Consider the following 21000-nt stretch of genomic DNA (forward strand, 5'->3'; position numbering starts at 1 on the left):
TGCGCCGCTCCCGTGTCCGATATGGGCCTCGACAGGCTCGTGCTCACCCTCCTTGCACCATTTACCAAGGCCGGCCGGGAACTATTCCAAGCAACAGCGAAAATATTTGGGAGGCGGGCCGACGCTCGTCGGTGTAGCAAGCTGGAATAGAAACCGCTGCTCGACGGTATCAACGTGGAGCCGGCTCGTCGACAACCCCGGCTGGAGCAAGAGTGAGGCGGGTCGCGATGCGGCTGGGCGAGATCATTGCAAACACGTTCGCCGCTATCTTGGTGCTATGTGGCCTCGCCCTGATTTTCCTGGTTGCCGGCAGGCCGCTCTTCCCGAGGCGCCAAGCACGAATGGTCGTCCTCCTGCCAGCCGATCCGGACAAGACAGCTTCGATCCGCGACAAGCGCCAGCAACTGCCAGGTTACTTCAACCTTGCGCTCGCACCAAGAAAACCAACGGCATTGCGATAGACCGTCTGCCGCGGCAGGCGAGCTTTGGCTGCAGGCACGCAGGACGGCCCACCTCCACTGCCCGCGCGCAGGCAACCGGCGGCGGCACTTGCCGTCGTGGAGGCGCCGTGGGTGCGCAGGCACCGGTACCCGGCGGCTTTGACCGGTTTCGATGTCGCGTCATCAGACGGCATGTTAATCCGTCCTCGAAGGCAAAATCGGCCGAGACCTTCCTGGCCTGTCCAGAGTTGTCGCCGTCCATGACCGCGCTTGTTGGTGGCAACGGCTTTTGCTTGCCGAATCCCATCCCACCTAGCCATAATCCGGAATGGACGAACTCTCCATTCCCACGCTCGGGCTCATACTCCTGACGGCTTCGCTCGTCGCGATGATCTCGAGACGGCTGCGCCTTCCCTACAGCGTCGGTCTGGTCGCTGCCGGCATAGCGCTCGGCTTTGTCCCGGGTGGAAGCGAGCTGCCACTCAGCCGGGACCTGATCTTCACGGTATTTCTGCCGCCGCTAATTTTCCAGGCGGCACTTGAAATCGAATGGCGTCATTTCCGCGTCAACCTGCCGGTGACTGCTTTGCTTGCCTTTCCGGGGGTGGCGATCGCTGCGGCTGTTGTAGCACTCGGCATGCATTGGCTGCTCGGATGGAGCTGGACTGGCGCAGGCCTCTTCGGCGTGCTGATCGCGGCGACGGATCCGGTTTCGGTGTTGGCTGCCTTCAAGGAGATGAAGGTGCAGCCGCGGCTTGGGCTTCTGGTCGAGTCCGAAAGCCTGCTCAACGATGGCGCCGCGGCCGTCGGTTTCGCCATCCTGGTAGCGGTGGCGTCAGGCGCAAGCGCCACGCCCCTGGCCATCGCCTCTTCCTTCGTCTGGATTGTCGCGGGCGGCATCGCGATCGGCGCGGCCGTCGCAGCGGTGCTTCTTCTCATCGCGGGGCGGACGGAGGACCATCTGGTGGAAATCACGCTAACGACGATCGCAGCCTACGGGTCATTCCTAGTCGCCGAGAAATTCGGCATGTCAGGCGTTCTTGCGACGCTCACCTCCGGCCTTCTGGTTGGCAATGTGGGCTGGAAAGGCGCGATATCCGCCAACGCGCGAAGCCACGTGCTGGCATTCTGGGCCTATGCCGCCTTCCTCGCCAACTCGATCGTGTTCATCCTGATTGGCGGCCATGAGGCGCACCAGCCGCTCGGGATTTTTGCGGGTAGCTCGGCGGTCGCCGTAGCACTCGTACTGCTCGGCCGGGTACTGGCCATCTATCCGCTCTGCGCGCTGCTCAAGCCGACTTCGCTGAAGGTGGATCTCAAGTACCAGCATGTCCTGGTTTGGGGCGGCCTGCGCGGCTCGCTCGCGCTTGCCCTGTCCCTTGCCCTGCCGCAAGACATAGCTGAGCGTGGCGCGATCATCGTCACTGCGTTTGCCGCAGTGGCGTTCTCGATCTTTGTCCAAGGCCTGACAATGCCAAGGTTTATCAAGAAGCTGGGATTGACAGCCGAGCAAGAAGCATGAAGGCGCGCCGGCTGCCGCGAAGGGGGACTTCATGCTTCCGCAGCCGGCACTGCACGGGCCACGCGGGACGGCCGTCCCGCCCGTAGCGGAGAGGATGAGCGTGAATCGCTTTTCCATCAAGCTCTCCCCTCGCCTAATCATAGCTGCTTTGCCTCAGGTTGAAGAGCGACCACTTGCCTATTTCGTGCCCGTGAACTCGAAAAACGGCGACGCTGGCATGAGGCAGCGTTTGCTGTCGGCGAAACGGCGGCCTTCGGAGCGGCAGTTGAATACCGGCCCTCCCTCGGTCCGGGGGCGGAAAGCCGAGCGTCATTGACGCGAGCTCGATTGCATCGCCGCCACCCGCGTGATTGGCGCCGGATCGTTGAGGCGAATGTCGTCGGCGTGGGGAAGATCGAATTCAGTCTGATGAGCTGGAATCTGCAAGGCTACCGAGGCCATCATCCGGCAGTATTCGGCCCAGGCGACGTGCTGCTCCTGTTTTTCACGGTGAGAGATGCGGCCGCTACGCTGATTTTCGTGCCGGCTTCGCCTTTGGCCGGTCCTTGATGCCTTCCTTGGCCAGGCCGTAATAGGGCTTTTCAAGATATCGTGTGTCGATCTCGTCGATCGCGACGAAGCCGTCGACCTCCAGCGTATGGTGCGACGTCAGCTTGAGCTTCTTGATCTCGTCTGGCTCGATCTCGAGGAAGTCACCGCTATCGAGCTCATAGCCCTTGATCTGATCCTCCGCCGGAACAACATCGCCGGTTCCTTCGTCGATGTAGGCGCTTTTGACCGGCAGGCCGTCCTCGCGGTTCAAAATCTTGAAATGGACTTTCCCGGCTTCGGTGGTCGCTCCAACCAGCTTCACGCCGCAAGTGACCGAACCAACTTTCAGGAAGCCCTTCCAAACCGCGCGCGGCGCCGCCATGTCCGTACCTCGCCAACCAAGTCACAAGGGGAACAGCTAGCGCCCGGCATGGTTACCCGCCGACCATTGGCGAAAAGGGCGTTGACCGCTGCGGAGGGTCTTACACTCTCCCAACTGTTGCTATGAAGCAGGCATGAAGACGATAGCGACTTACGATTCGGGTGCCAGCTCCTTCACCCTGGAGAAAGGCGTCTGGCGAGGAACGTTCCCGATTGCGGACCTGCCGAAGTGGGTGACTTTCTATCGCCAGCAGATGGAGCGGTATCCTGCACAGGTGGCATCCTACGCAGAGGACGCGAAAGCCCTTGAGGCGCTCGCGACGGAATTGCGTGGGCGGCAATGAAAGAGCCCGCACCGGGGGGGAACGATGCGGGCTCATGTCGGGAAAGGGCCAGCGCCCCGACGCGACGCCGTGGGATGCTCGGGGGACGCGTCGCAGCTACCCAACATCGGCGTGAGGAGAATGTTCCGTAGGGATCAATGCGCTCGCTTCAGGAAGCGCGCTTCTCGCAGGAGCGATGCCCAGTCAGTGCTGATCATCTCGATAAGCTTGTCGTCTCTTGCCTTGCGACACATCGGAAACTCCATAAATCACGCCGAACTGGATGTGAGCGGGAAGGTTTCCGGTGCGGATCAGGCGTAACAGAAAGTGAAAAAAGCCCGCCGACCGAAGCCGACGGGCCCTCTTCCCTCAAACTAGCTTGTGCTCCGCTTCCCGGATGGTGCGCCGAATCCAGAAACCCCGCACAAGGCTTTTCCTAATGCAGTTCTGACCGGGCTGTAGCCCGGGAGCAACGACGAGGGGAATTCACCGCCCGCACTGAGTAAGGACACTGTCTAGCGCCCGAGCGGAAGTTTTGAAACTGACAGCAGTTCAGCCTCGTCCCTGATCCCCGCCAGGTAGTTGGCCAGAACGCGAGACGCGAGAGCTTCGCGTCGCTCGGGGGACCGATGTTTATCTTTCAATCTGTCGAACACGCGACCGAGTAGTGCGACTTCTGACGAACTGAAGATGCCTGCTCCTCTGGCTCTCGCAATAATTGGCATGAAGTCCCTCCCTAAATAGGTCGATCCCTCAAACCCCGCAAATCTGGGCTTCATCAACGTTAGTTGTCAACAAAAAGTCCGCCGGCAGAGCCGCGCTTGCCTAGTGTACCGTCGCATTCGGCCGGCACGCCATCGTTCTGTCAATCCTGTTCTGGTCGGCCGATGTCTCACTCTGCCGCTCCCACCAGGCTATTACCCGAAGGCTCGAGCGACGGGCTGGCACACTGTTGACGCCGGAAGCCGTAAACGTCCCCCAGTGCGGATGCGGCCCGATTTCACCGCGCCGTCGAAAACGACATGGTCGACGCCGGCCGGCAGTTGGTCGCCCTTCACGGCGTCCCAACACTGGCGCTCGTAGATTTCGAAGAGTTGGTCGCTCGAAATGCCCTTCACCGAACCCTGGCCTGGTATTTGCTCTTCCGACACGCGTCACAAATCCGCTAGGTCACCCTCTTCATAGTGGCGCCGCCCGGATCGGCCGGATGATTGCCGCAGCTGCCCTCATGCGCGAGCACGCAGGCGAGCGATTCCTGCATGCGATCATCGAATTTTGCTTTCGCTTGGGAACTTTCCGGCCCGTCGGCGATTGATGGCCGCGGCAGGGGGAACTTCAGATTTGGATTGCTTCAACAAGCTTGAGCAGCTGATCGACGCCGGCAGCGCCAACCTGGTCGCGGAGTCGCGCGCGCTGCTTGCCCAAATCCAAGGCAAGTCGCACGAACTGACTCAAGCCGTGGATGAATTCCTGCTCGACATCATGGCGCTTGAATTCCTGCTCGAAGCCGAGCGGGAAGCATTCCATAGTCCGGCACGAAGACTGGCACGCATGCGCCTGACGATGGTGAAACTGCACTCGACTTAACGGCTGTTCGCCCCGGCCAGCTGCCGTCGACGCCGCCCCGCAGGTCTATGATAGCCGTGCCTTCCGGCTCGAGATTGGCGCCGGTCACGACCTTTTCGATGATCTGCTTGGGCACTGTGCAAGTCGGACCAGCGGATAGCGACTTGCGATCCGGATTCCGGCACCTTCCTTGGAGAAGGGCGTCTGGCGAGGAACGTTCCCGGTCGCGCAGTTGCCAAAGGGCTGAAGTTCTATCGCCAGCGATGGAGCGGTATCAAGCGCATGCAGCCAATTGGAAACAGCGCGTCCCGCCGCGGCTGTCCAGGGGGAACGAATTGCCCTACATCGCGTTTTAACGGGTTAAGCAAAGAGGGTTGGGGATGAGTGAACTGCCGGTGGGCACAGTTATCGCCGAGGGAAATTCCGGTGTTGACTGGGACTTTGATTATCGGGATTTCTTCGAGAATGGTGCCGTCGCATTGCACCTGGTCAGCGCAGATGGCGTGATTCTTCATGCCAACAAGGCTGAACTCGACCTGATGGGTTGTCCCGCGGAGGAATATGTCGGGCGCCACATTGCCGAGTTCTATCCTGACCACGAGGTGATTGAAGATATTTTGGGGCGCCTTGGGCGTGGCGAAAAGATCGTGAGGTATCCGGCCCGCGTGCGAGCCTCCGACGGATCGATCAAGCACGTCGAAATCACGTCTAGCGGCCATTTCCGCGATGGCAAGCTGATCAACACACGATGCTTCACCGTCGATGTCAGCGACCTCGAGCTAACCCGCAGCGAGTTGAGGCGCAAGGAGAGCACTTATCACCAAATCCTGGATGCGCTACCCGTCGCTATCTACACGACTGACGCGGACGGGACGATCACTTACTACAACCGCGCGGCCGCGGACCTGGCTGGCCGCAAGCCCGAACTCGGCAAGGACAAATGGTGCGTCACTTTCAAGCTGTTCACGCCCGACGGCAACGAACTGCCTCACGACCAATGCCCGATGGGGATTGCGCTCAAGGAGAACCGACCCGTATACAACCAGCGGGCCATAGCCCAACGCCCGGATGGGTCATTCTTCCCGTTCCAGCCTTATCCAACGCCTATCCGAGACGAGACCGGCAACCTGATTGGTGCGGTCAATATGTTGCTTGACCTGACCGAGCGGGACCGGGCCGAGGACGTTCGCAATCATCTGTCGGCCATCGTGGAATCCTCGTTCGATGCGATCGTCAGCAAGGATCTGAACACGATGATCAAGAGCTGGAATCACGGTGCCGAACGGCTGTTCGGCTACACAGCCGAGGAGGCCATCGGACGATCCGTGACGATGCTGATCCCCGATGACCGTCAGGACGAGGAGCCCCGCATCATTGAACGCATCCGCCGCGGCGAGCGGGTGGAGAGCTATGAAACGATCCGGCGGCGAAAGGATGGCAGCCTCGTCCCTGTCTCGCTGACGATATCGCCGGTGCGCAATGCTGCCGGGCAGATCATCGGCGCTTCGAAGATCGCCCGGGATATCACCGGAACAAAGGAGAGCGAGCAACGTATCCGCATGCTGATGCGCGAGGTCAACCATCGGGTAAAAAACCAATATTCGGTTATTCTGTCGATGATCAGAGAAACCAACAAGCGCGCAGATAATCCCTTAGCTTTCGAACGGCAGGTTCGTGAGCGGATCATGGCTCTGTCACGCTCGCACGATCTCCTTGTTAGCGGCGACTGGAAGGGAGTGACGGTCTTCGAACTCCTGTTGTCGCAGGCCGAACCGTTTGGCAGCGGGGAACGAATCTCCATGTCTGGACCGACCATTGTTCTCAACCCCAATGCGGTTCAGCACCTCGGGATCGCCTTTCACGAACTGGCCACCAATTCAGCCAAATATGGGGTGCTTTCGGGAGACGAGGGAGCGATTTCGGTAAGCTGGGGGATTTCCGGGTCAGGAGCTAAGCGGCTATTCCAGCTTACGTGGAGTGAACGAGATGGCCCAAAGGTTCAGACCGTTGGACAGGGTGGATTTGGATCGGTGGTGCTGAAGCGGGTTGCTCCCGAGGCAGTCCTGGGCAAGGGCAATCTAGACTACGACGAACGCGGCATCGTCTGGACGCTAACGACGCCTCTGGCTGCCGTGGAGGCTTCGCTTGGCAGTGCGGATTAGCCCTGGATCCTCGGCAGGCTGCCCATAGGCAGGCCGCGCCGGGTTAAGCGCGAAAACCCCGCGTGCAGCCCGGCTGCTCGACAAGCGTCTGACGACGTTTTTGGGCGGGAAGCAGCGCGCGGCTGTCGAAATCGACGCGCCAATATTTGCGCGATTTCTTAAATGGGCCAAATCATCATGGCGCCTTGAGGGGGGTTCATCGGAAACGCCGATAGCACTCGTCCTCGAAGGCGCGCCAAGGCCATTATCGAAGATTGAGCGCTCCGGCAAACTGTTGTGGCGCTCTCCGGCTCCAACCGGTTAGGTAGCCCGCTGCGGCGTGCCCCGCTCGGCATAGGTTTTGGCGACCATGTCCGCATGAGCTTGCGGTAGTGACGGGCGAGCAGCGCGACAGCGTCGTGCCTTCCGCTCCGACGATAAAGGTCTCGGTCACGGGTTCGCAGTTTCAAGGTCCAGGACTTCGGTGTGCGCGCCAAATGAGACGATGGGGCGGGTCTCGGCGCGGCTTTGCAGTTCGCGCAGAACAAGCATCCGCAGCACCATTTGGGCGCCGGCCGGCGGCGCGTCGTTGCCCAGCCGGGTTTCGAGCGCTTTCAACTTGTAGTCTTCGAGCTTTGAGACACGATCGCTCAGGGCGTCGATCACGTCGCGAAGCCTGCTCATCAACTCCAAAGACACCAGCATTAAAGCGCTCCATACATAAGCCATTTCTAATATATACCCACGACCGGTTTACAAATGTTGAGTTGGGGCGACTGTCGCCTCCGCAACCAGCGAGAACAGCGACAAGAAGAAATCAGCCGGCACGACAGCGCCGCCTTCCGTCTTGACCGCGACGGCGGTCTCTCCAGGCTTGCGGTCGGAGTATTTTAGCTGACTGGGATAAGCCGCTGCTCGTTAAGCAGCGTGGCCAAAGCCGTTATGACCTGCGGCATGAAAAATGGCTTCGAGATCATAATGCTGTCGGGCACACCTTTGACCGGCCATTCGTGGGCGCTGTCGCCGCTCATGTAAATAACAGGCATGATCGGGTTGACTGCGCGCACGTACCGGGCCAAATCCCACCCCGATTTGCCGGGACCCAGTCGGATGTCGGCGATGAGAGCTCTAAACCTTTCGGGTTCTGCGTCGAAAGCGGCCAGTGCGCGCTCGGCATTGCTTTCCGAGCAGACCTTGAACCCTGCTTCCTCTAAACCCGCTTCGATTTCGAGGAGGATGAGAACCTCGTCTTCAACGATCAGAATCTCGCCCTCGCCCATGGTTGGCCGGTCCCCATTTGATCCAATACGCGTTTGATACGCTCTCGGTTCCAGATAAGTAATCGTTTTTTTCTGCGGACTCGCGGCCCCAACGATGTGAACGGACCGACTTCAGCCCGGCAACGAGAACAGCGAGGCGAAGAACTCGTCCCGGTGCCGGAGCGGGCGACTTCTACAGCTTGACGGCAATATCGGACCAGCTGACCGACGCCGACGCGGTTGAGGCAAGCGCGTTCGTCGCTGACTGACTGAATGACATTGAAGCCGAAGACGCTGCCGTCGTTACGGATGACGGGCTACGGCGCACTGGCAGATTGAGCGCCGCGCGAGGACGTTGCGTGCCGAGGCCGCCGAGCTTGGCGGCAGCAAGCGTATCTTGGATGAGACGGCGATCGTCAGCCGTTTCCGGCTGGTCCATGTTCTGGCCCGACCGTAGAGCTTGACCAATTGCGAGAGCCAGACATAGCGCCGCTCCTCAAACTTCTCTCATTCCGCCCCACCCACACAGCAGAAAACCGACGGCATTCCCACCTTTCCGACCGCCGTCGGATTATCGTGCGACTGACGCGCAGGATGTAACCATCGCAGAAGAGCATCCTATCGGCGTCTCGGCTCAACGCTCGCCGGTCCTGGGCCATCGGAAAGCTCGGTTAGGCCTGCTCCTTCTTCGCTTTCGCAAAGCCGCGGTCGGTTGCGATGAACCGTTCAAGCATCGGAGCGATCAAGCGCGATGGATCGGCAGATGGCCGCCCGGTCTCGCGCCCGAGGATCTCTGCGTATTTCACCAGATCGCGATGCAGGGGCGCCGGGAGTTCCACCGTAATCTTGACTGGCTTGTCGTCGGCAATCGTTGCGAGTTTCAACTTGGCCATGTCAGCCTCCGTATGGTTCAAGAGCAAGGTCGCGGGTAACGAGGACGCGAACGGGAAACCCCGGCCGGATCGTGAGCGTCGGCGCGATACCGAGTTGGCGCTGAACGACCTGTTGGCCCACCTGGCTGACGCTATCGGAAGCGCCGCTTCGCAGGGCGCGCACGATATCGCTGTCTTGATCGGAAGAACCGGCCTGTGCGCCAACGCTCAGAACGGTCGACAACGCCGCGGCCTTGAACAACTCGCCCCAGTGATAGTCGACGGCATCCTCCAGGCCGGCATAGCCCTGAGCGTCCGCGCCAGGCTGCCGCTCCAGCACGATGGAGCGTCCGTCGGGGAAGATCAGCCTGTTCCAGACAAGCAGCACGCGGCGCTGCCCGGAACCAATTCCGCTGTCGTACTGCCCAATGATACGAGTGCCTTGCGGGATGAGCAATGAGCGCCCGGTGGGACTGTCATAGACATTTTCGGTCACCTGAGCGCTGATCTGCCCGGGAAGGTCCGAGCGGATGCCGGTAATGAGCGCGGCCGGGATCACGGCACCGGCTTGAAGCACATAGGGTGACGCGGGCGGCGTGATGTGATCCGGGGCCACGGTCCGCCGGTTAGCGGCGGCGGACAGGAAGGAAAGCTGGCGATCCTGCGCACTTGGCTGACCGTACTGACCGGCAAAGTCGTTAACAGCAGGAGCCGACGCTTCGGCGGGCCTGGGATCTCCTTGCCCTGTCTGGAAGAAGACGCGCGAGGTTCTGGCCGCTTCCTCATCGGCTCGTCGGCGCTGCTCGGCTTCGTCAATCGCGGGGCTTGCGATTGAGGGCGGCACGACCGCCTGCCCGTTGTTCTGAGCATCGAGGATCGGCCTGCCGAGATCGCCAGGGAGCGGCGGCCCAAGGATCGGGCCGGCATAGTCGCGCGGCAGTGTTGCCAGTCCATCGGCGGGCGGCCGATTGGAGGTTGGGTAGAGCTCCTCGCCCTGCTTGAGCGTGTTGGCATCCTGCAGAGCGTAAATCAGCGCACCGCCGACACCGAGCGAGGCGACGAAGCCGATGCCTGCGAGCATCTTGCGCGACAGACGCGTCACACGCGGCGGGTCGGCGCGAAGCCGCATGGGTTCGACGGCCATGTTCTTCTCGTTCATGGCTGCGGCGCTCCCGTGTGCGTTGCGTTCGGCAGCTTTGACGCGGCGCTGTCGGTTGGGCCCCGCCGCAGCCCATCGGTTCTTCTATCGACACGCACGATCCTGACCGCCTGCTGCCGTTTGCCGGCGCCAAGACGCAGTTCGGCCGCACCAAAAAGGCGATCGACGATGAGGATGTTTTGATAGACGCGGCTGTTGGTGATTTCAGCCTCGCCGTCCGCGCCGATAACGAAAATCGGCGGCATCTCGCCTTGCACGATGCCGCGTGGAAACTCGATGTATACCCTGCGGCCGTCGTCGTAGGCGTTCACCGGCTTCCAGGGCGGGCTGTCGCCGGTGAGGCCGTAGCGATAGTTTCGGACTGTAACGTCCGGTATGACCGGTGTTGTGGCGACCGTTTGCAGAAGGCTCTCTTTCAGAGCTGGGTAGGACCACGCAACGGCGGGCATGTAGGGCTTCACGCCTGCCCGTAACTCAAGCATATAGCTGCGCCGGTCCGTGGCGATGATAAGGTTCGTTGTGATGTCCGCCCGCGAGGGTTTCACCAGGACGTGGACGCGTCGGGCAATGCCGGACCCGCTTTCGGTGTCGCCGATGATCCAGCGCGCGGTATCACCAGCCGCGATCGGACCGTCTCCGGTCAGGCTCTCGCCCGGCTCAAGCGCGATGTCCGTTATCTGGCCAGGTGACGCGTAGACCTGATAGAGCGCTCCTTCGCTCCATGGGTAGATCTGAATCGCGTTATAGTAGCCCTCACGGCGCGGTTCCACGCGCGCCGCGGCGTTTGCGTTCTCGACACGGGCTGCCGGCGTTTGCCCGATGGCGCCGCCCCGCGCGGGCGCCCAGCCTGGTGGCACGCGAAGAGGTTTCGGCCTTTGGTCGGTCGCGGCGGCCGGAGCCGGCGGCAACGGCGGAACATAGGTATCGTAGCTGAATTTCGGCGGCTTCTTCGCAGGCGTGGCGCAAGCCGCAAGCAGCGTCGTCCCCGAGACCAGCATGGCCGATAGAAGATGTCTCGAGAAAGTCGTGCCGGAAACAAGACGCGATGTCGGGCTCATTGGCTCATCTCCCGCGACCAGTTGATGGCGTTGACGTAAATGCCGAGGGGATTGGCGCGAAGCCGTTCGGCGTCGCTTGGCATCTGCGTCACGATTGTTAGGATCGCGGTCCAGCGCTCGGTGCCTGAAAGCTGACCGTTTTCGTAGTGGTGCTCCATCCAGGCGACACGAAAGGAGCCCGGCGAGGCTCTGATCACCGAAGAAATGTCCACCGCGACCTGCTTATTGCCGACCTTGGAGAAAGGATCCGCAGCGCGAGCATAGTCGTTGAGCGCCGCAGCACCCTGGTCGGTGGTCCAATCATAGGCGCGCAGCCAGTCCTGGCGCAGGATGATCGGGTCAGCGGGGATGGAGCGTACCTGCTCGATAAAGCGGGCGAGATGCCACGCGATCTGCGGATCGGTCGGCTTATAGTCGGCGGTTGCGGGCTCAATCGCTTGAGCCTGGCCGAGCTTATCGACCTGCACGACCCAGGGCACGACAGTGCCGCGGCCCGACTCCCAGACCAGTGAAGTGGCGAGCCCCGCCGACAGGATGAGCGACCCGAACGCCATGGCGCGCCAGTTGCGTGCCTGCACGCGTGCGGAGCCGATGCGTTCATCCCAGATCTGCTGCGCCTTTTGGTAAGGTGTTTCCGGTCGAGGGCTCTTGCCGTAGTGGACGGCGGGGCGCCTAAAGATGTTCATGGGTCATTCGCCTTCAGAAAGAGAAATCGAGGCTCCGCCGCCATGGCTGTCACCGGCGCGCACCGCGTGGGCGGCGGTCTGGGCGCCGTGGGCGAGGCGTTGGGAGCGATGCAAGCGTCTGGCCCATTCGGGCTCGCCTTGAGCGCTGGGTGGCTTGCCCGCGCTGGATGGCTCCGCCGCTGTTGGCGCAGCGGCGCCGCCAATCGTTCCCATGGTCGACGAACCGCCGGTGATTTCAGCGGCCGAACGGGCGCCAGTGGCGAAGTTCGAATTAAGTGCTTGAGCGGTGCTTGCGGCGGCGCGCCTGAGTGGAGAGGCTGCCGCCGAAGCGCCAGCGCGCGCAATGCCGCCGAGACCGGAGGCGACGCCTGCCGCGCCAGACTGGCCGGCGGCGCCAAGCCTATAAGCGGCCGAACCGCCGCCAGCGAGTGACGTCCCGCCACGCGCGGCCGACGCCGCTCCCTCCAATGCGGCTGCCCCGCCTCGCGTCGCGAGGCTGGCTGCTCCGTAGCCTGCAACTGCGATGCCACCCGCGGCCAGGCCAGTCCCGACTGCCGCACCGGCGCCGAGCTGCGGTCCACCCGCGACGAGGCCGTTGGCGATGCCGGGACCGAAGATGCCGAGGCCAAGCAGCGACAGCGCCGCCAGCACGATCGCCATCGCCTGGTCGATGGTGGGGTTCTCGCCGCCGAAGCCTTGGGTGAATTCGCCGAAGAGCGTGGATCCGATGCCGATGACCACGGCAAGCACCAGAACCTTGATGCCGGACGAGATGACGTTGCCGAGCACGCGTTCGGCCATGAAGGCCGTCTTGCCGAAGAGGCCGAAGGGGATCAGCACGAAGCCTGCCAGCGTCGCCAGCTTGAACTCGACCAGCGTCACAAAGAGCTGCACCGCCAGGATGAAGAAGGCGAGCAGGACGAGCGCCCAGGCAAAGAGCAGGCAAGCGATCTGGATGAAGTTTTCAAAGAAGGAGATGTAGCCCATCAAACCGGAGATCGCCTCAAGCAATGGTCGTCCGGCGTCGAGGCCGGTTTGCGCCACCTTGCCCGGGTGCAGCAGGTCCTGTGCCGAGAAGCCGGTTCCACTCGCCTTGAGACCGAGGCCGGAGAAACTCTCGAAGACGATTTGGGCGAGGCCATTCCAGTTCGAAATCAGATAAGCGAAGACACCGACGAAGAGCGTCTTCTTGACGAGCCGCGCGAGGATGTCGTCATCGGCGCCCCAGCTCCAGAAGAGCGCGGCAAGCGTCACGTCGATGACGATCAGCGTGGTCGCGACAAAGGCGACCTCGCCGCCGAGCAGGCCGAAACCGCTGTCGATATAGCGGGCGAAGGTGGCCAGGAATTGGTCGATGACGCCGGTATTGCCCATGTCTAGCGGGCCCCGTGCAGGGCAGGATCTGGCGACGGCGAAGCGGCCGGCTCGCTTGTCGAACGCCCCAATGGCTTTTCGAGACCGAGAAAGCGGTCACGCTGTTCGGCCCACAGCCGCGCGCATCCATCGTCACGCAAGGCAGCCTCGCCGAGGACCTGGCAGCGGCGCAGGCCATCGCGAAGCGGAGTAGGCACAGAGGCCGCCGGTGGGTGCTGGCCCTCCCCCACCGGCTTGTCTTCCTTCCGGCTCATCTCGAGCGCCGTCGCCGTCATGGCGACGGCGACGAAGACGACGGCCACGACGCGAGCGAGGGTTTTGCCGTCCATGGCGATCGACCTCAGCGGTTGAACATCTGGACGGAGCCTGCCTGGTAGCCGGATCCAGGCGTCAGGAAGCGTCGGCGTTGCTCGCGACCCTGGTCGACGGCCGCGGCACGTTCGGCTGCGGTCAGCGCCTGGGCGCGACCGTTGGTGGCTATCAGGGCGGTCAGGTCTGCAAGCTGCTGGCCCTGAAGCGCAAGCAACTGGTTGCCGGCTTGCGTCGCCTGCAGCGCACCGGTCGCCGACTGGCTGGCGCCGACCAACGCCGACATCTGCGCGCGGCCGGTGTCGATGTTTGAGACGACACCCGCCTGGACGCGCATTGCGTCCTGGAGGCCGCCCACCGTGTTTTGCCAGCGCGAGCGCGCATCCGCGACGAGTTGCTGGTCGGAAGCAGTGAGCGAGATGCTGCTGTATTGCTGCTGAAATGCCTTGTCGACCTGCTGGACGTCGAAGGCGATGTTCTGTGCTTCGCCGAGAAGCTGTTGCGTGCGCTGCACCGACTGTTGCAGTTGCTGCAGCGAGTACAAAGGCAGGCTCGCCAGGTTGCGCGCCTGGTTGATCAGCATCTGGGCCTGGTTCTGCAGGGAGGTGATCTGGTTCGTGATCTGCTGCAGCGAACGCGCGGCCGTCAGGATATTCTGGGAATAGTTCGATGGATCAAACACGATGAAAGCATGCGCTGGCGCAGTTATCATCGGCGAGATCGCAACCGGCGTGGCGAGCGTCGCTGCGACCACAAGAAGGACACGCCGGCGGCTTTGACGAACAGTCATGGTTTGGAATCCTTTTCAGGTTTGGGAATGAGGTCGGCGGCCCAGCCGACGTCGCGGGCACGCAGCCACGCCGACAGGAATCCGTCGCGGCCGTGCTCGGCGATGATGCTGCCGATCAGGGCCTGATCGCTCTTTGAGGACGCGGCGCAAAGCGCAAGCCCGATCTCGGACAGGCCGAGCTCGAAGAGACGATTGCCGCGACGGGACTGGCAGTAATAGTCGCGCTTGGGTGTGGCTCGCGCCAGGATCTCGATCTGGCGGTCGTTCAGGCCGAAGCGGCGATAGATGGCGGTAATTTGCGGCTCGATCGCGCGTTCATTGGGCAACAGCAGCCGGGTTGGACAGCTTTCGATGATCGCCGGCGCGATAGCGGAATTGTCGATGTCGGAGAGTGACTGGGTGGCGAAGACGACGCTGGCATTCTTCTTGCGAAGCGTCTTCAGCCATTCGCGCAACTGCCCGGCGAACGCGTCATCGTCGAGGGCAAGCCAGCCTTCGTCGATAATGAGCAGGGTCGGACGACCGTCGAGCCGGTCGCCGATGCGATGAAACAGATAGGACAGGACGGCCGGCGCGGCCTGCGTGCCCACCAGACCTTCGATTTCGAACGCCTGCACGGATGCCTGGCCGAGGTGTTCGGCCTCTGCGTCGAGCAGCCGGCCGTTCGGGCCACCGACACAATAGGGACGAAGCGCCTGTTTCAGGTCGTTGGCCTGCAGAAGCACGCTGAGCCCGGTGATGGTGCGCTCCTCGACCGGCGCCGAGGCGAGCGACGTCAGCGCCGCCCAGATATGCTCCTTCGCCTCCGGCGTGATCTGGATGCCCTCGCGCGTCAGGATCGCGACGATCCAGTCGGCCGCCCAGGCGCGCTCGTAGGTTTCGTGAATGCGGGCGAGCGGCTGCAGCGAAACGGACGCGTCCATGCCTTCGGTGAGATGACCGCCGAGATCGTGCCAGTCGCCGCCCATGGCGAGCGTCGCCGCGCGGATCGAGCCGCCGAAATCGAAAGCGAAGATCTGAGCATTGCGGTAGCGGCAGAATTGCAGCGCCATCGCCGCCAGCAGCACCGATTTGCCGGCGCCGGTCGGGCCTACGACCAGCGTGTGACCGACATCGCCGACATGAAGAACCAACCGGAACGGGGTCGAGCCTTCGGTCTTGCCGTAAAGCAAGGGAGGACCGACCAGATGCTCGTCCCGTTCCGGCCCCGCCCACACGGCAGAGAGGGGGATCATGTGGGCGAGATTGAGCGTCGAGATAGGCGGCTGGCGGACATTGGCATAGGCATGCCCGGGCAACGAGCCGAGCCAGGCATCAACAGCGTTGACGGTCTCGACAATGGCCGTGAAGTCTCGGCCCTGGATGACCTTCTCGACGAGCCGCAGTTTCTCGTCGGCCACGCGCGGGTCGCTATCCCATATGGCGACGGTCGCGGTGACATAGGCTATGCCCGCCATGTCGGCGCCGAGCTCCTGCAATGCGGTGTCGGCGTCAGCCGCCTTGTTGGCGGCGTCGGTGTCGAGGAGTGCCGATGCCTCGTTGGTCATCACCTCCTTCAGGATCGAGGCGATGCTCTTGCGCTTGGCGAACCATTGCCGCCGTATCCGGGTCAGAAGGCGGACAGCCTCGACCTTATCGAGCAGGATCGCGCGGGTCGACCAGCGGTACGGGAAGGCCAGGCTGTTGAGGTCGTCAAGCAGGCCAGGTGTGGTGGCGGTCGGGAAGCCGAGGATGGTAAGCACGCGGAGATGCTTGTCGCCAAGCCGCGGTTCGAGCCCGCCGGCGAGCGGCTCGTCGGCCAGCAGCGCATCGAGATAGATCGGGATCTCGGGGACGCGCACCGAATGACGCTTGGTCGAGATGGTCGAATGCAGGTAGGTGAGCGTTTGGCCGTCGTCGAGCCAGTGGCATTCAGGCATGAAGCCGTCGAGCAGAGAGAGCACACGCTCAGTCCGGTCGACAAAGGCGCGGACGATCTCGCCAGGATCCGCGCGCGACTGGTCGCGACCCTCATAAAGCCAGCCCTCGGCGCGCGTGGCGTCTTCGGGCGGCGGCAGGAGCAGGAATGTGAGAAAGTAGCTCGATACGAAATGAACCCCCTCCTCGTCGAAGTCGGCTTTGCGCTCGGCATCGAGCAGGCCGGAGGCCGCATTGGGAAACTGGGTTTCCGGGTACGACGCCGCTTCGTGGCGCTGCGCTTCGACGAAGATGCTCCAGCCCGAGCCGAGACGACGAAGGGCATTGTTGATGCGCGCTGCCACCGCGACAAGTTCCGCCGCTACGGCGGAGTCGAGATCGGGTCCGCGAAATCTCGCGGTGCGCTGAAGGCTGCCGTCCTTGTTGAGCACGACCCCGGGGGCGACGAGTGCCGCCCAAGGCAGAAAGTCGGCAAGGCGAGCAGCAGTCCGGCGGTATTCGGCAAGGCTCATCATAGCGGCACCCTCAAACCGACAGATGTCCAGGCAGCCGCAGGTGCCGGCGTCCGACTTCGAAAAAAAGCGGATCGCGCCTGGCAGCCCATACCGCCGTAAAATGTCCGATTGCCCATATGAGAAGACCGACCAGCCAGAGCCGCAGCCCAAGACCGACAGCGCCCGCCAGCGTGCCATTCAGGATCGCGATTGCACGCGGCGCGCCTCCGAGCAGGATCTGCTCGGTGAGCGCCCGGTGCACGGGCACCGTCCACCCCGGCACGGCGTCGAGCTGTTCGAAAGCGGTTGTCATCAGATCAGCGCTCCGCCGCCGAACGAGAAGAACGAAAGGAAAAAGCTTGACGCCGCGAAGGCGATCGAAAGGCCGAAAACGATCTGGATCAGCCGCCTGAAGCCACCCGAACTGTCGCCGAAGGCCAGCGTCAGGCCGGTGACGATGATGATGATGACGGCGATGATCTTGGATACCGGTCCTTCGACCGACTGCAGGATCTTCTCGAGCGGCTGTTCCCACGGCATCGAGGAGCCCGACGCAAGGGCGACCGGCGCAACCATGAGGTTGAAGGCAATGGCGGCGCCGACCGCGGCCAGGCTGGCCTGGCAGCGCGAAAGCAGGCGGATCATGAAATGTCTCCTGTGTTGATCGGTGTGGCTTCAGCGATGCGATAGTCGCCATCGGGGGCCAGACCCTCGACCCTGACCAGTTCGATAAGCCGTCGCGCCGCGCCGCGTCCGGCGAGCACGGCGACAAGGCCGATCGTTTCGGCGATCAGCGCACGCGGCACAGTGACGACGGCCTCCTGGATCAGCTGCTCAAGTCGGCGCAGAGCGCCAATACCGGAGCCCGCATGAAGGGTGCCGATGCCACCGGGATGCCCGGTGCCCCACGCCTTCAAGAGGTCCAGCGCTTCGGCGCCGCGCACCTCGCCGATGGGAATGCGATCGGGCCGCAGGCGCAGCGAGGAACGAACCAGGTCGGAAAGCGTGGCAACGCCATCCTTGGTGCGCATCGCGACGAGGTTGGGGGCGGCGCATTGCAGTTCGCGGGTGTCCTCGATGATGACGACCCGGTCCGTCCCTTTCGCCACTTCGGCGAGCAGCGCGTTGGTCAGGGTGGTCTTGCCCGTCGACGTGCCGCCGGCAACGAGGATGTTTGCCCGGCCCGCAACCGCGGCGCGCAACACAGCGGCGTGGCCACAAGTCATGATGCCCGCCGCGACATAGTCATCGAGCGTAAAGACGGCGACCGCAGGCTTGCGGATCGCGAAGGCCGGCGCGGCGACCACGGGCGGCAGCAGGCCTTCGAACCGCTCGCCGGTTTGCGGCAACTCGGCCGAGACGCGCGGGGAACGGGAATGGACCTCGGCGCCGACATGATGGGCGACCAGGCGCACAATCCGCTCGCCAGCGGCAGGCGCGAGCGTTTGCCCCGTATCGGCCAGGCCCTCCGTGAGCCGATCCACCCAGATGCGGCCATCCGGATTCAGCATGACCTCGACGATCGCGGCGTCGTCCAGGAACCGGGCGATGGCGGGCCCGAGCGCGGTGCGCAGCATACGCGAGCTGCGCGAACGTGCTTCGGTATCATTGTGCAAGGTAGCCATGCTGTCCCCGTTTGGCCCGGGAACTCATCGAGCAGTTCCCGGTCGGATGAGCAAAAGAGGCCTGGAGCAGTCCGATTCAACAGCTTTCGACCGCCGTCGTAGCACAGCGAGCAAAAACCGGCGAACGGCGGCGCAGAGCTCAGGAAGCTTTAGGGCCAGCGTATCGCGGCGTTCCAACATCGGCAGAATGTGAACTGACGCAATGATACGTACATGTTTATTGACACATGACTCCGACCGGGTTTATGAAATGGCCTGGCAGTGGCGGCGATCGTCCTTTCCACGGCGCGGAGGATTGTCATGCGGTTCGGTCCCGAGGGCTCGGTTTCGCGGCGCCAGAAAGGCGCTTCCAAATATGCTCGAAACGCCCCGACGCTCGCTTCGCCGCGCCCCTTGACGGCAGGGGGCGGCGAAGCTTCATGAGCATGCTCGACATCTGGCTGGGGATCCTGCAAGGGCTGCACATAACGGCAGCGGTCACCGCCTATGGCTTGGTCTTCGCGGTGCCCTTCGCGCTTGTTTTCGGCGTCGCGCAGTTTGTGACGACCGGCTTGACACGTTTTCTGGTCACGGCAGTGATCGAATTCTGGCGCAGTTCGGCGGTCGTCGTCCTGCTCTTCGTCTTCTACTACGTTCTGCCGGTCATGGGGATCACTCTGTCGGCGATGACCGTCAGTGCGTTGGTGCTCGGCCTCAATAGCGGCGGCTACGCCAGCCAAGCGGTGCGGGCCGGGCTCCAATCTCTTCCTGCCGGCCAACGCGAGGCTGGAATGGCGCTCGGCCTCTCGCGCCCGGCGATCCTGCTTCTGATCGAGCTGCCCCAGGCGTTGGTCGCCATGAGTCCCACATTCGTCAACAACCTTATTCAGCTCGTCAAGGCGACTTCCCTTGTCTCGTTGGTCACGTTGACGGACATGACTTTCCGCGCCAAGGAAATCTCGCAGACCGAATACGACCCGGTCGCGATATATTCGGCGTTGCTGCTAGCCTTCTTCGTCGTCTGTTATCCGATCGCGCTCGCCGGCCGCTGGCTCGAGGCGCGGGTCAATCCCGAAAGAGGAGCGCCTCGTGGGATTTAACCTCGACTTCGCGCTCTCGACCATCCCGATCATAATCGGTGCGATCGGGACTACCCTGCTCGCCACGGTCGTGAGTTGCCTCGGTGCGTCGGCGCTTGGCTTCACTTTCGAAATGATCCGCCGCGGGGGTGGTGCGCCCGGCCTCGCTGTGCGCTTCCTGATCGACTTCATCCGCTCGACGCCGGTCTTGGCCTGGCTCTATTTCCTGTATTTCGTCCTGCCCTTCTACGGGATCCGGCTTGGCGCCATGACGGTGGGCATATTGGGGCTAAGCCTGTATTACAGCGGTTATCTGGCGGAGGTGTTCAAGGCGGGCATCGACGCTATTCCGAGGGGCCAGCAGGAAGCAGCCAGAGCCTTGTCGCTCAACCGTCGCGACACGGTCATCTTCGTCATCGCACCCCAAATGCTGCGCAACATCGCCGCGCCCCTGGGCAACTACCTGGTTTCGATCCTAAAGGCGACGCCTTATCTCGCGATCCTGGCCGTGCCGGAAATGCTCGGGCGTGCCTTCGATATCGCTTCCGAGACCTATCGCTACGCGGAGCCGCTGACCGTCGCCGGCGTTCTGTTCCTCGCCCTGGCGCTGATCGTTTCTTATGGAGTGAAGCGCATCGAGAAGCTCCTGCTTGCGAGCGGGCGCCGCTGATGCTCGCCCGGCACGCGCCTGCGACCTCGACGCTTCAGCCCTCCCCGCTCGTGCGGATCGACGGTCTCAACAAGTGGTTCGGTGCCCTGCACGTTTTGAAAGACATAGATCTGACCTTACGGCCGGGTGCGCGCGTCGTCGTCTGCGGACCGTCCGGGTCCGGCAAGTCGACCTTGATCCGCTGCATCAACGGTCTCGAGCGTTTCCAAAAAGGGATTATAGAGTTTGAAGGCAGAAGTCTGGGAAAAAGCGATCGCGATGCCGCGACGGCGCGCCGGCTGACAGGCATGGTGTTCCAAAGCTTCAATCTCTTTCCTCACCTCACCGTGCTTGCCAACTGCACGCTGGCGCTGCGCCGGGTCCTCTTGAAGTCGGCGCATGAGGCCGAAGAGATCGCCATGCGGCATCTGACGGCGGTGCACATCCCCGAAAAGGCGCGCGCCTATCCGGCCCAGCTGTCGGGCGGCCAACAACAGCGGGCGGCGATAGCGCGCGCTCTGTGCCTAGATCCCCGTATCATGCTTTTCGATGAACCCACCTCGGCGCTCGACCCGGAAATGATCAAGGAAGTGCTCGACGTCATGATCGTGCTCGCGAAAACCGGCGTGACCATGGTCTGCGTAACGCATGAAATGGGTTTTGCACGCGAAGTCGCGGATGAGATCGTTTTCATGGACCAAGGCAGCATCGTCGAGCACGCGTCTTCCAGCGATTTTTTCTCTGGAGCCGCTCATCCGCGCGCCCGGCTGTTCCTGGATACCGTCCTGAGCCATTGAGAGCTGATACCTCTAACGTCGCGCACGCAACCGCGGCGCGATCGTCAAC

Annotated in this window: 24 protein-coding genes; 8 read left to right on the forward strand and 16 right to left on the reverse strand. The window is 62.7% G+C overall.

Annotated elements, in window-relative coordinates; all coding sequences use genetic code 11:
- Positions 1-227: 227 nt before the first annotated feature.
- Positions 228-461, forward strand: a complete 234-nt coding sequence (locus FJ423_RS23965) for a polymerase (RefSeq protein WP_140845517.1) — start codon at positions 228-230, stop codon at positions 459-461.
- Between the two features lie 307 nt (positions 462-768).
- Positions 769-1962 (forward strand): cation:proton antiporter, encoded by a 1194-nt coding sequence (locus FJ423_RS23970; protein WP_140845518.1) that lies wholly within the window; start codon positions 769-771, stop codon positions 1960-1962.
- A gap of 505 nt (positions 1963-2467) precedes the next feature.
- Here the strand turns inward: FJ423_RS23970 and FJ423_RS23980 are convergent.
- A complete protein-coding gene (locus tag FJ423_RS23980) occupies positions 2468-2875 on the reverse strand; it encodes a Ku protein (protein WP_140845519.1) in 408 nt (135 codons plus the stop codon).
- A 133-nt stretch (positions 2876-3008) separates the two neighbouring features.
- Here FJ423_RS23980 and FJ423_RS23985 point away from each other — a divergent pair, with 133 nt between their 5' ends.
- Complete coding sequence (locus FJ423_RS23985; protein WP_140845520.1) at positions 3009-3218, forward strand: hypothetical protein; 210 nt, start codon at positions 3009-3011, stop codon at positions 3216-3218.
- Positions 3219-4114: 896 nt separating this feature from the next.
- On the opposite strand, the gene FJ423_RS23995 is transcribed toward FJ423_RS23985, so the two are convergent.
- Together FJ423_RS23995 and FJ423_RS34655 are read right to left on the reverse strand one after the other, a co-directional pair.
- Positions 4115-4348 (reverse strand): glycosyl hydrolase 108 family protein, encoded by a 234-nt coding sequence (locus tag FJ423_RS23995; RefSeq protein ID WP_348642924.1) that lies wholly within the window; start codon positions 4346-4348, stop codon positions 4115-4117.
- A gap of 14 nt (positions 4349-4362) precedes the next feature.
- Positions 4363-4458 carry a glycosyl hydrolase 108 family protein gene (locus FJ423_RS34655; protein ID WP_281409005.1) on the reverse strand — a complete coding sequence of 32 codons (96 nt, stop codon included), beginning with the start codon at positions 4456-4458 and terminating at the stop codon, positions 4363-4365.
- 53 nt (positions 4459-4511) lie between these two features.
- Here FJ423_RS34655 and FJ423_RS24000 point away from each other — a divergent pair, with 53 nt between their 5' ends.
- Both FJ423_RS24000 and FJ423_RS24005 read left to right on the forward strand, forming a co-directional pair.
- Entirely contained in the window at positions 4512-4784 is a 273-nt protein-coding gene (locus tag FJ423_RS24000; protein ID WP_140845522.1) for a hypothetical protein, read from the forward strand.
- Between the two features lie 359 nt (positions 4785-5143).
- Positions 5144-6925, forward strand: a complete 1782-nt coding sequence (locus FJ423_RS24005) for a PAS domain S-box protein (RefSeq protein WP_140845523.1) — start codon at positions 5144-5146, stop codon at positions 6923-6925.
- Between the two features lie 429 nt (positions 6926-7354).
- Here FJ423_RS24005 and FJ423_RS24010 read toward each other — a convergent pair whose 3' ends face one another.
- The 13 genes from FJ423_RS24010 to trbB all read right to left on the reverse strand — a co-directional run bounded on the left by FJ423_RS24010 (position 7355) and on the right by trbB (position 18447).
- Positions 7355-7609, reverse strand: a complete 255-nt coding sequence (locus tag FJ423_RS24010; RefSeq protein ID WP_140845524.1) for a hypothetical protein — start codon at positions 7607-7609, stop codon at positions 7355-7357.
- A 185-nt stretch (positions 7610-7794) separates the two neighbouring features.
- The gene (locus FJ423_RS24015) at positions 7795-8184 is read right to left on the reverse strand and encodes a response regulator (RefSeq protein WP_140845525.1); all 390 of its coding nucleotides are present in this window, start codon (positions 8182-8184) and stop codon (positions 7795-7797) included.
- Positions 8185-8834: 650 nt separating this feature from the next.
- A complete protein-coding gene (locus FJ423_RS24020) occupies positions 8835-9056 on the reverse strand; it encodes a DUF2274 domain-containing protein (protein ID WP_041002529.1) in 222 nt (73 codons plus the stop codon).
- Between the two features lies 1 nt (position 9057).
- Positions 9058-10194: a TrbI/VirB10 family protein gene (locus FJ423_RS24025; RefSeq protein WP_140845526.1), complete on the reverse strand. Its 1137-nt coding sequence runs from the start codon at positions 10192-10194 to the stop codon at positions 9058-9060.
- Positions 10191-11252 (reverse strand): P-type conjugative transfer protein TrbG, encoded by a 1062-nt coding sequence (gene trbG, locus FJ423_RS24030; protein ID WP_140845527.1) that lies wholly within the window; start codon positions 11250-11252, stop codon positions 10191-10193. Before trbG ends, FJ423_RS24025 begins: the two co-directional genes overlap by 4 nt.
- Positions 11249-11938 (reverse strand): conjugal transfer protein TrbF, encoded by a 690-nt coding sequence (gene trbF / locus FJ423_RS24035; RefSeq protein WP_140845528.1) that lies wholly within the window; start codon positions 11936-11938, stop codon positions 11249-11251. The genes trbG and trbF overlap by 4 nt, the downstream gene beginning before the upstream one ends.
- Positions 11939-11941: 3 nt before the next feature.
- Positions 11942-13312: a P-type conjugative transfer protein TrbL gene (gene trbL, locus FJ423_RS24040; protein ID WP_140845529.1), complete on the reverse strand. Its 1371-nt coding sequence runs from the start codon at positions 13310-13312 to the stop codon at positions 11942-11944.
- Positions 13313-13314: 2 nt separating this feature from the next.
- Positions 13315-13641: a putative entry exclusion protein TrbK-alt gene (gene trbK-alt, locus FJ423_RS24045; protein WP_140845530.1), complete on the reverse strand. Its 327-nt coding sequence runs from the start codon at positions 13639-13641 to the stop codon at positions 13315-13317.
- Positions 13642-13652: 11 nt separating this feature from the next.
- Positions 13653-14411 carry a P-type conjugative transfer protein TrbJ gene (gene trbJ / locus FJ423_RS24050; RefSeq protein ID WP_140845531.1) on the reverse strand — a complete coding sequence of 253 codons (759 nt, stop codon included), beginning with the start codon at positions 14409-14411 and terminating at the stop codon, positions 13653-13655.
- Positions 14408-16843, reverse strand: a complete 2436-nt coding sequence (gene trbE / locus FJ423_RS24055; RefSeq protein ID WP_140845532.1) for a conjugal transfer protein TrbE — start codon at positions 16841-16843, stop codon at positions 14408-14410. The genes trbJ and trbE overlap by 4 nt, the downstream gene beginning before the upstream one ends.
- Positions 16844-16853: 10 nt before the next feature.
- Complete coding sequence (locus FJ423_RS24060; protein ID WP_019863699.1) at positions 16854-17135, reverse strand: VirB3 family type IV secretion system protein; 282 nt, start codon at positions 17133-17135, stop codon at positions 16854-16856.
- On the reverse strand, positions 17135-17467 hold the full coding sequence (locus tag FJ423_RS24065; RefSeq protein ID WP_140845533.1) for a TrbC/VirB2 family protein: 333 nt from the start codon (positions 17465-17467) through the stop codon (positions 17135-17137). Before FJ423_RS24065 ends, FJ423_RS24060 begins: the two co-directional genes overlap by 1 nt.
- Positions 17464-18447 (reverse strand): P-type conjugative transfer ATPase TrbB, encoded by a 984-nt coding sequence (trbB, locus tag FJ423_RS24070; protein ID WP_140845534.1) that lies wholly within the window; start codon positions 18445-18447, stop codon positions 17464-17466. Before trbB ends, FJ423_RS24065 begins: the two co-directional genes overlap by 4 nt.
- Positions 18448-18866: 419 nt before the next feature.
- Here trbB and FJ423_RS24075 point away from each other — a divergent pair, with 419 nt between their 5' ends.
- The 3 genes from FJ423_RS24075 to FJ423_RS24085 are packed head-to-tail and all read left to right on the forward strand — an operon-like array spanning position 18867 to position 20951.
- Positions 18867-19526: an amino acid ABC transporter permease gene (locus tag FJ423_RS24075; protein ID WP_140845535.1), complete on the forward strand. Its 660-nt coding sequence runs from the start codon at positions 18867-18869 to the stop codon at positions 19524-19526.
- Positions 19516-20175, forward strand: coding sequence for an amino acid ABC transporter permease (locus FJ423_RS24080; protein ID WP_140845536.1), 660 nt, complete (start codon positions 19516-19518; stop codon positions 20173-20175). Before FJ423_RS24075 ends, FJ423_RS24080 begins: the two co-directional genes overlap by 11 nt.
- Positions 20175-20951 (forward strand): amino acid ABC transporter ATP-binding protein, encoded by a 777-nt coding sequence (locus FJ423_RS24085; RefSeq protein WP_140845537.1) that lies wholly within the window; start codon positions 20175-20177, stop codon positions 20949-20951. Before FJ423_RS24080 ends, FJ423_RS24085 begins: the two co-directional genes overlap by 1 nt.
- The last annotated feature ends 49 nt before the right edge of the window (positions 20952-21000 follow it).

The organism is Mesorhizobium sp. B2-8-9 (assembly GCF_006439475.1).
Lineage (GTDB): Bacteria > Pseudomonadota > Alphaproteobacteria > Rhizobiales > Rhizobiaceae > Mesorhizobium.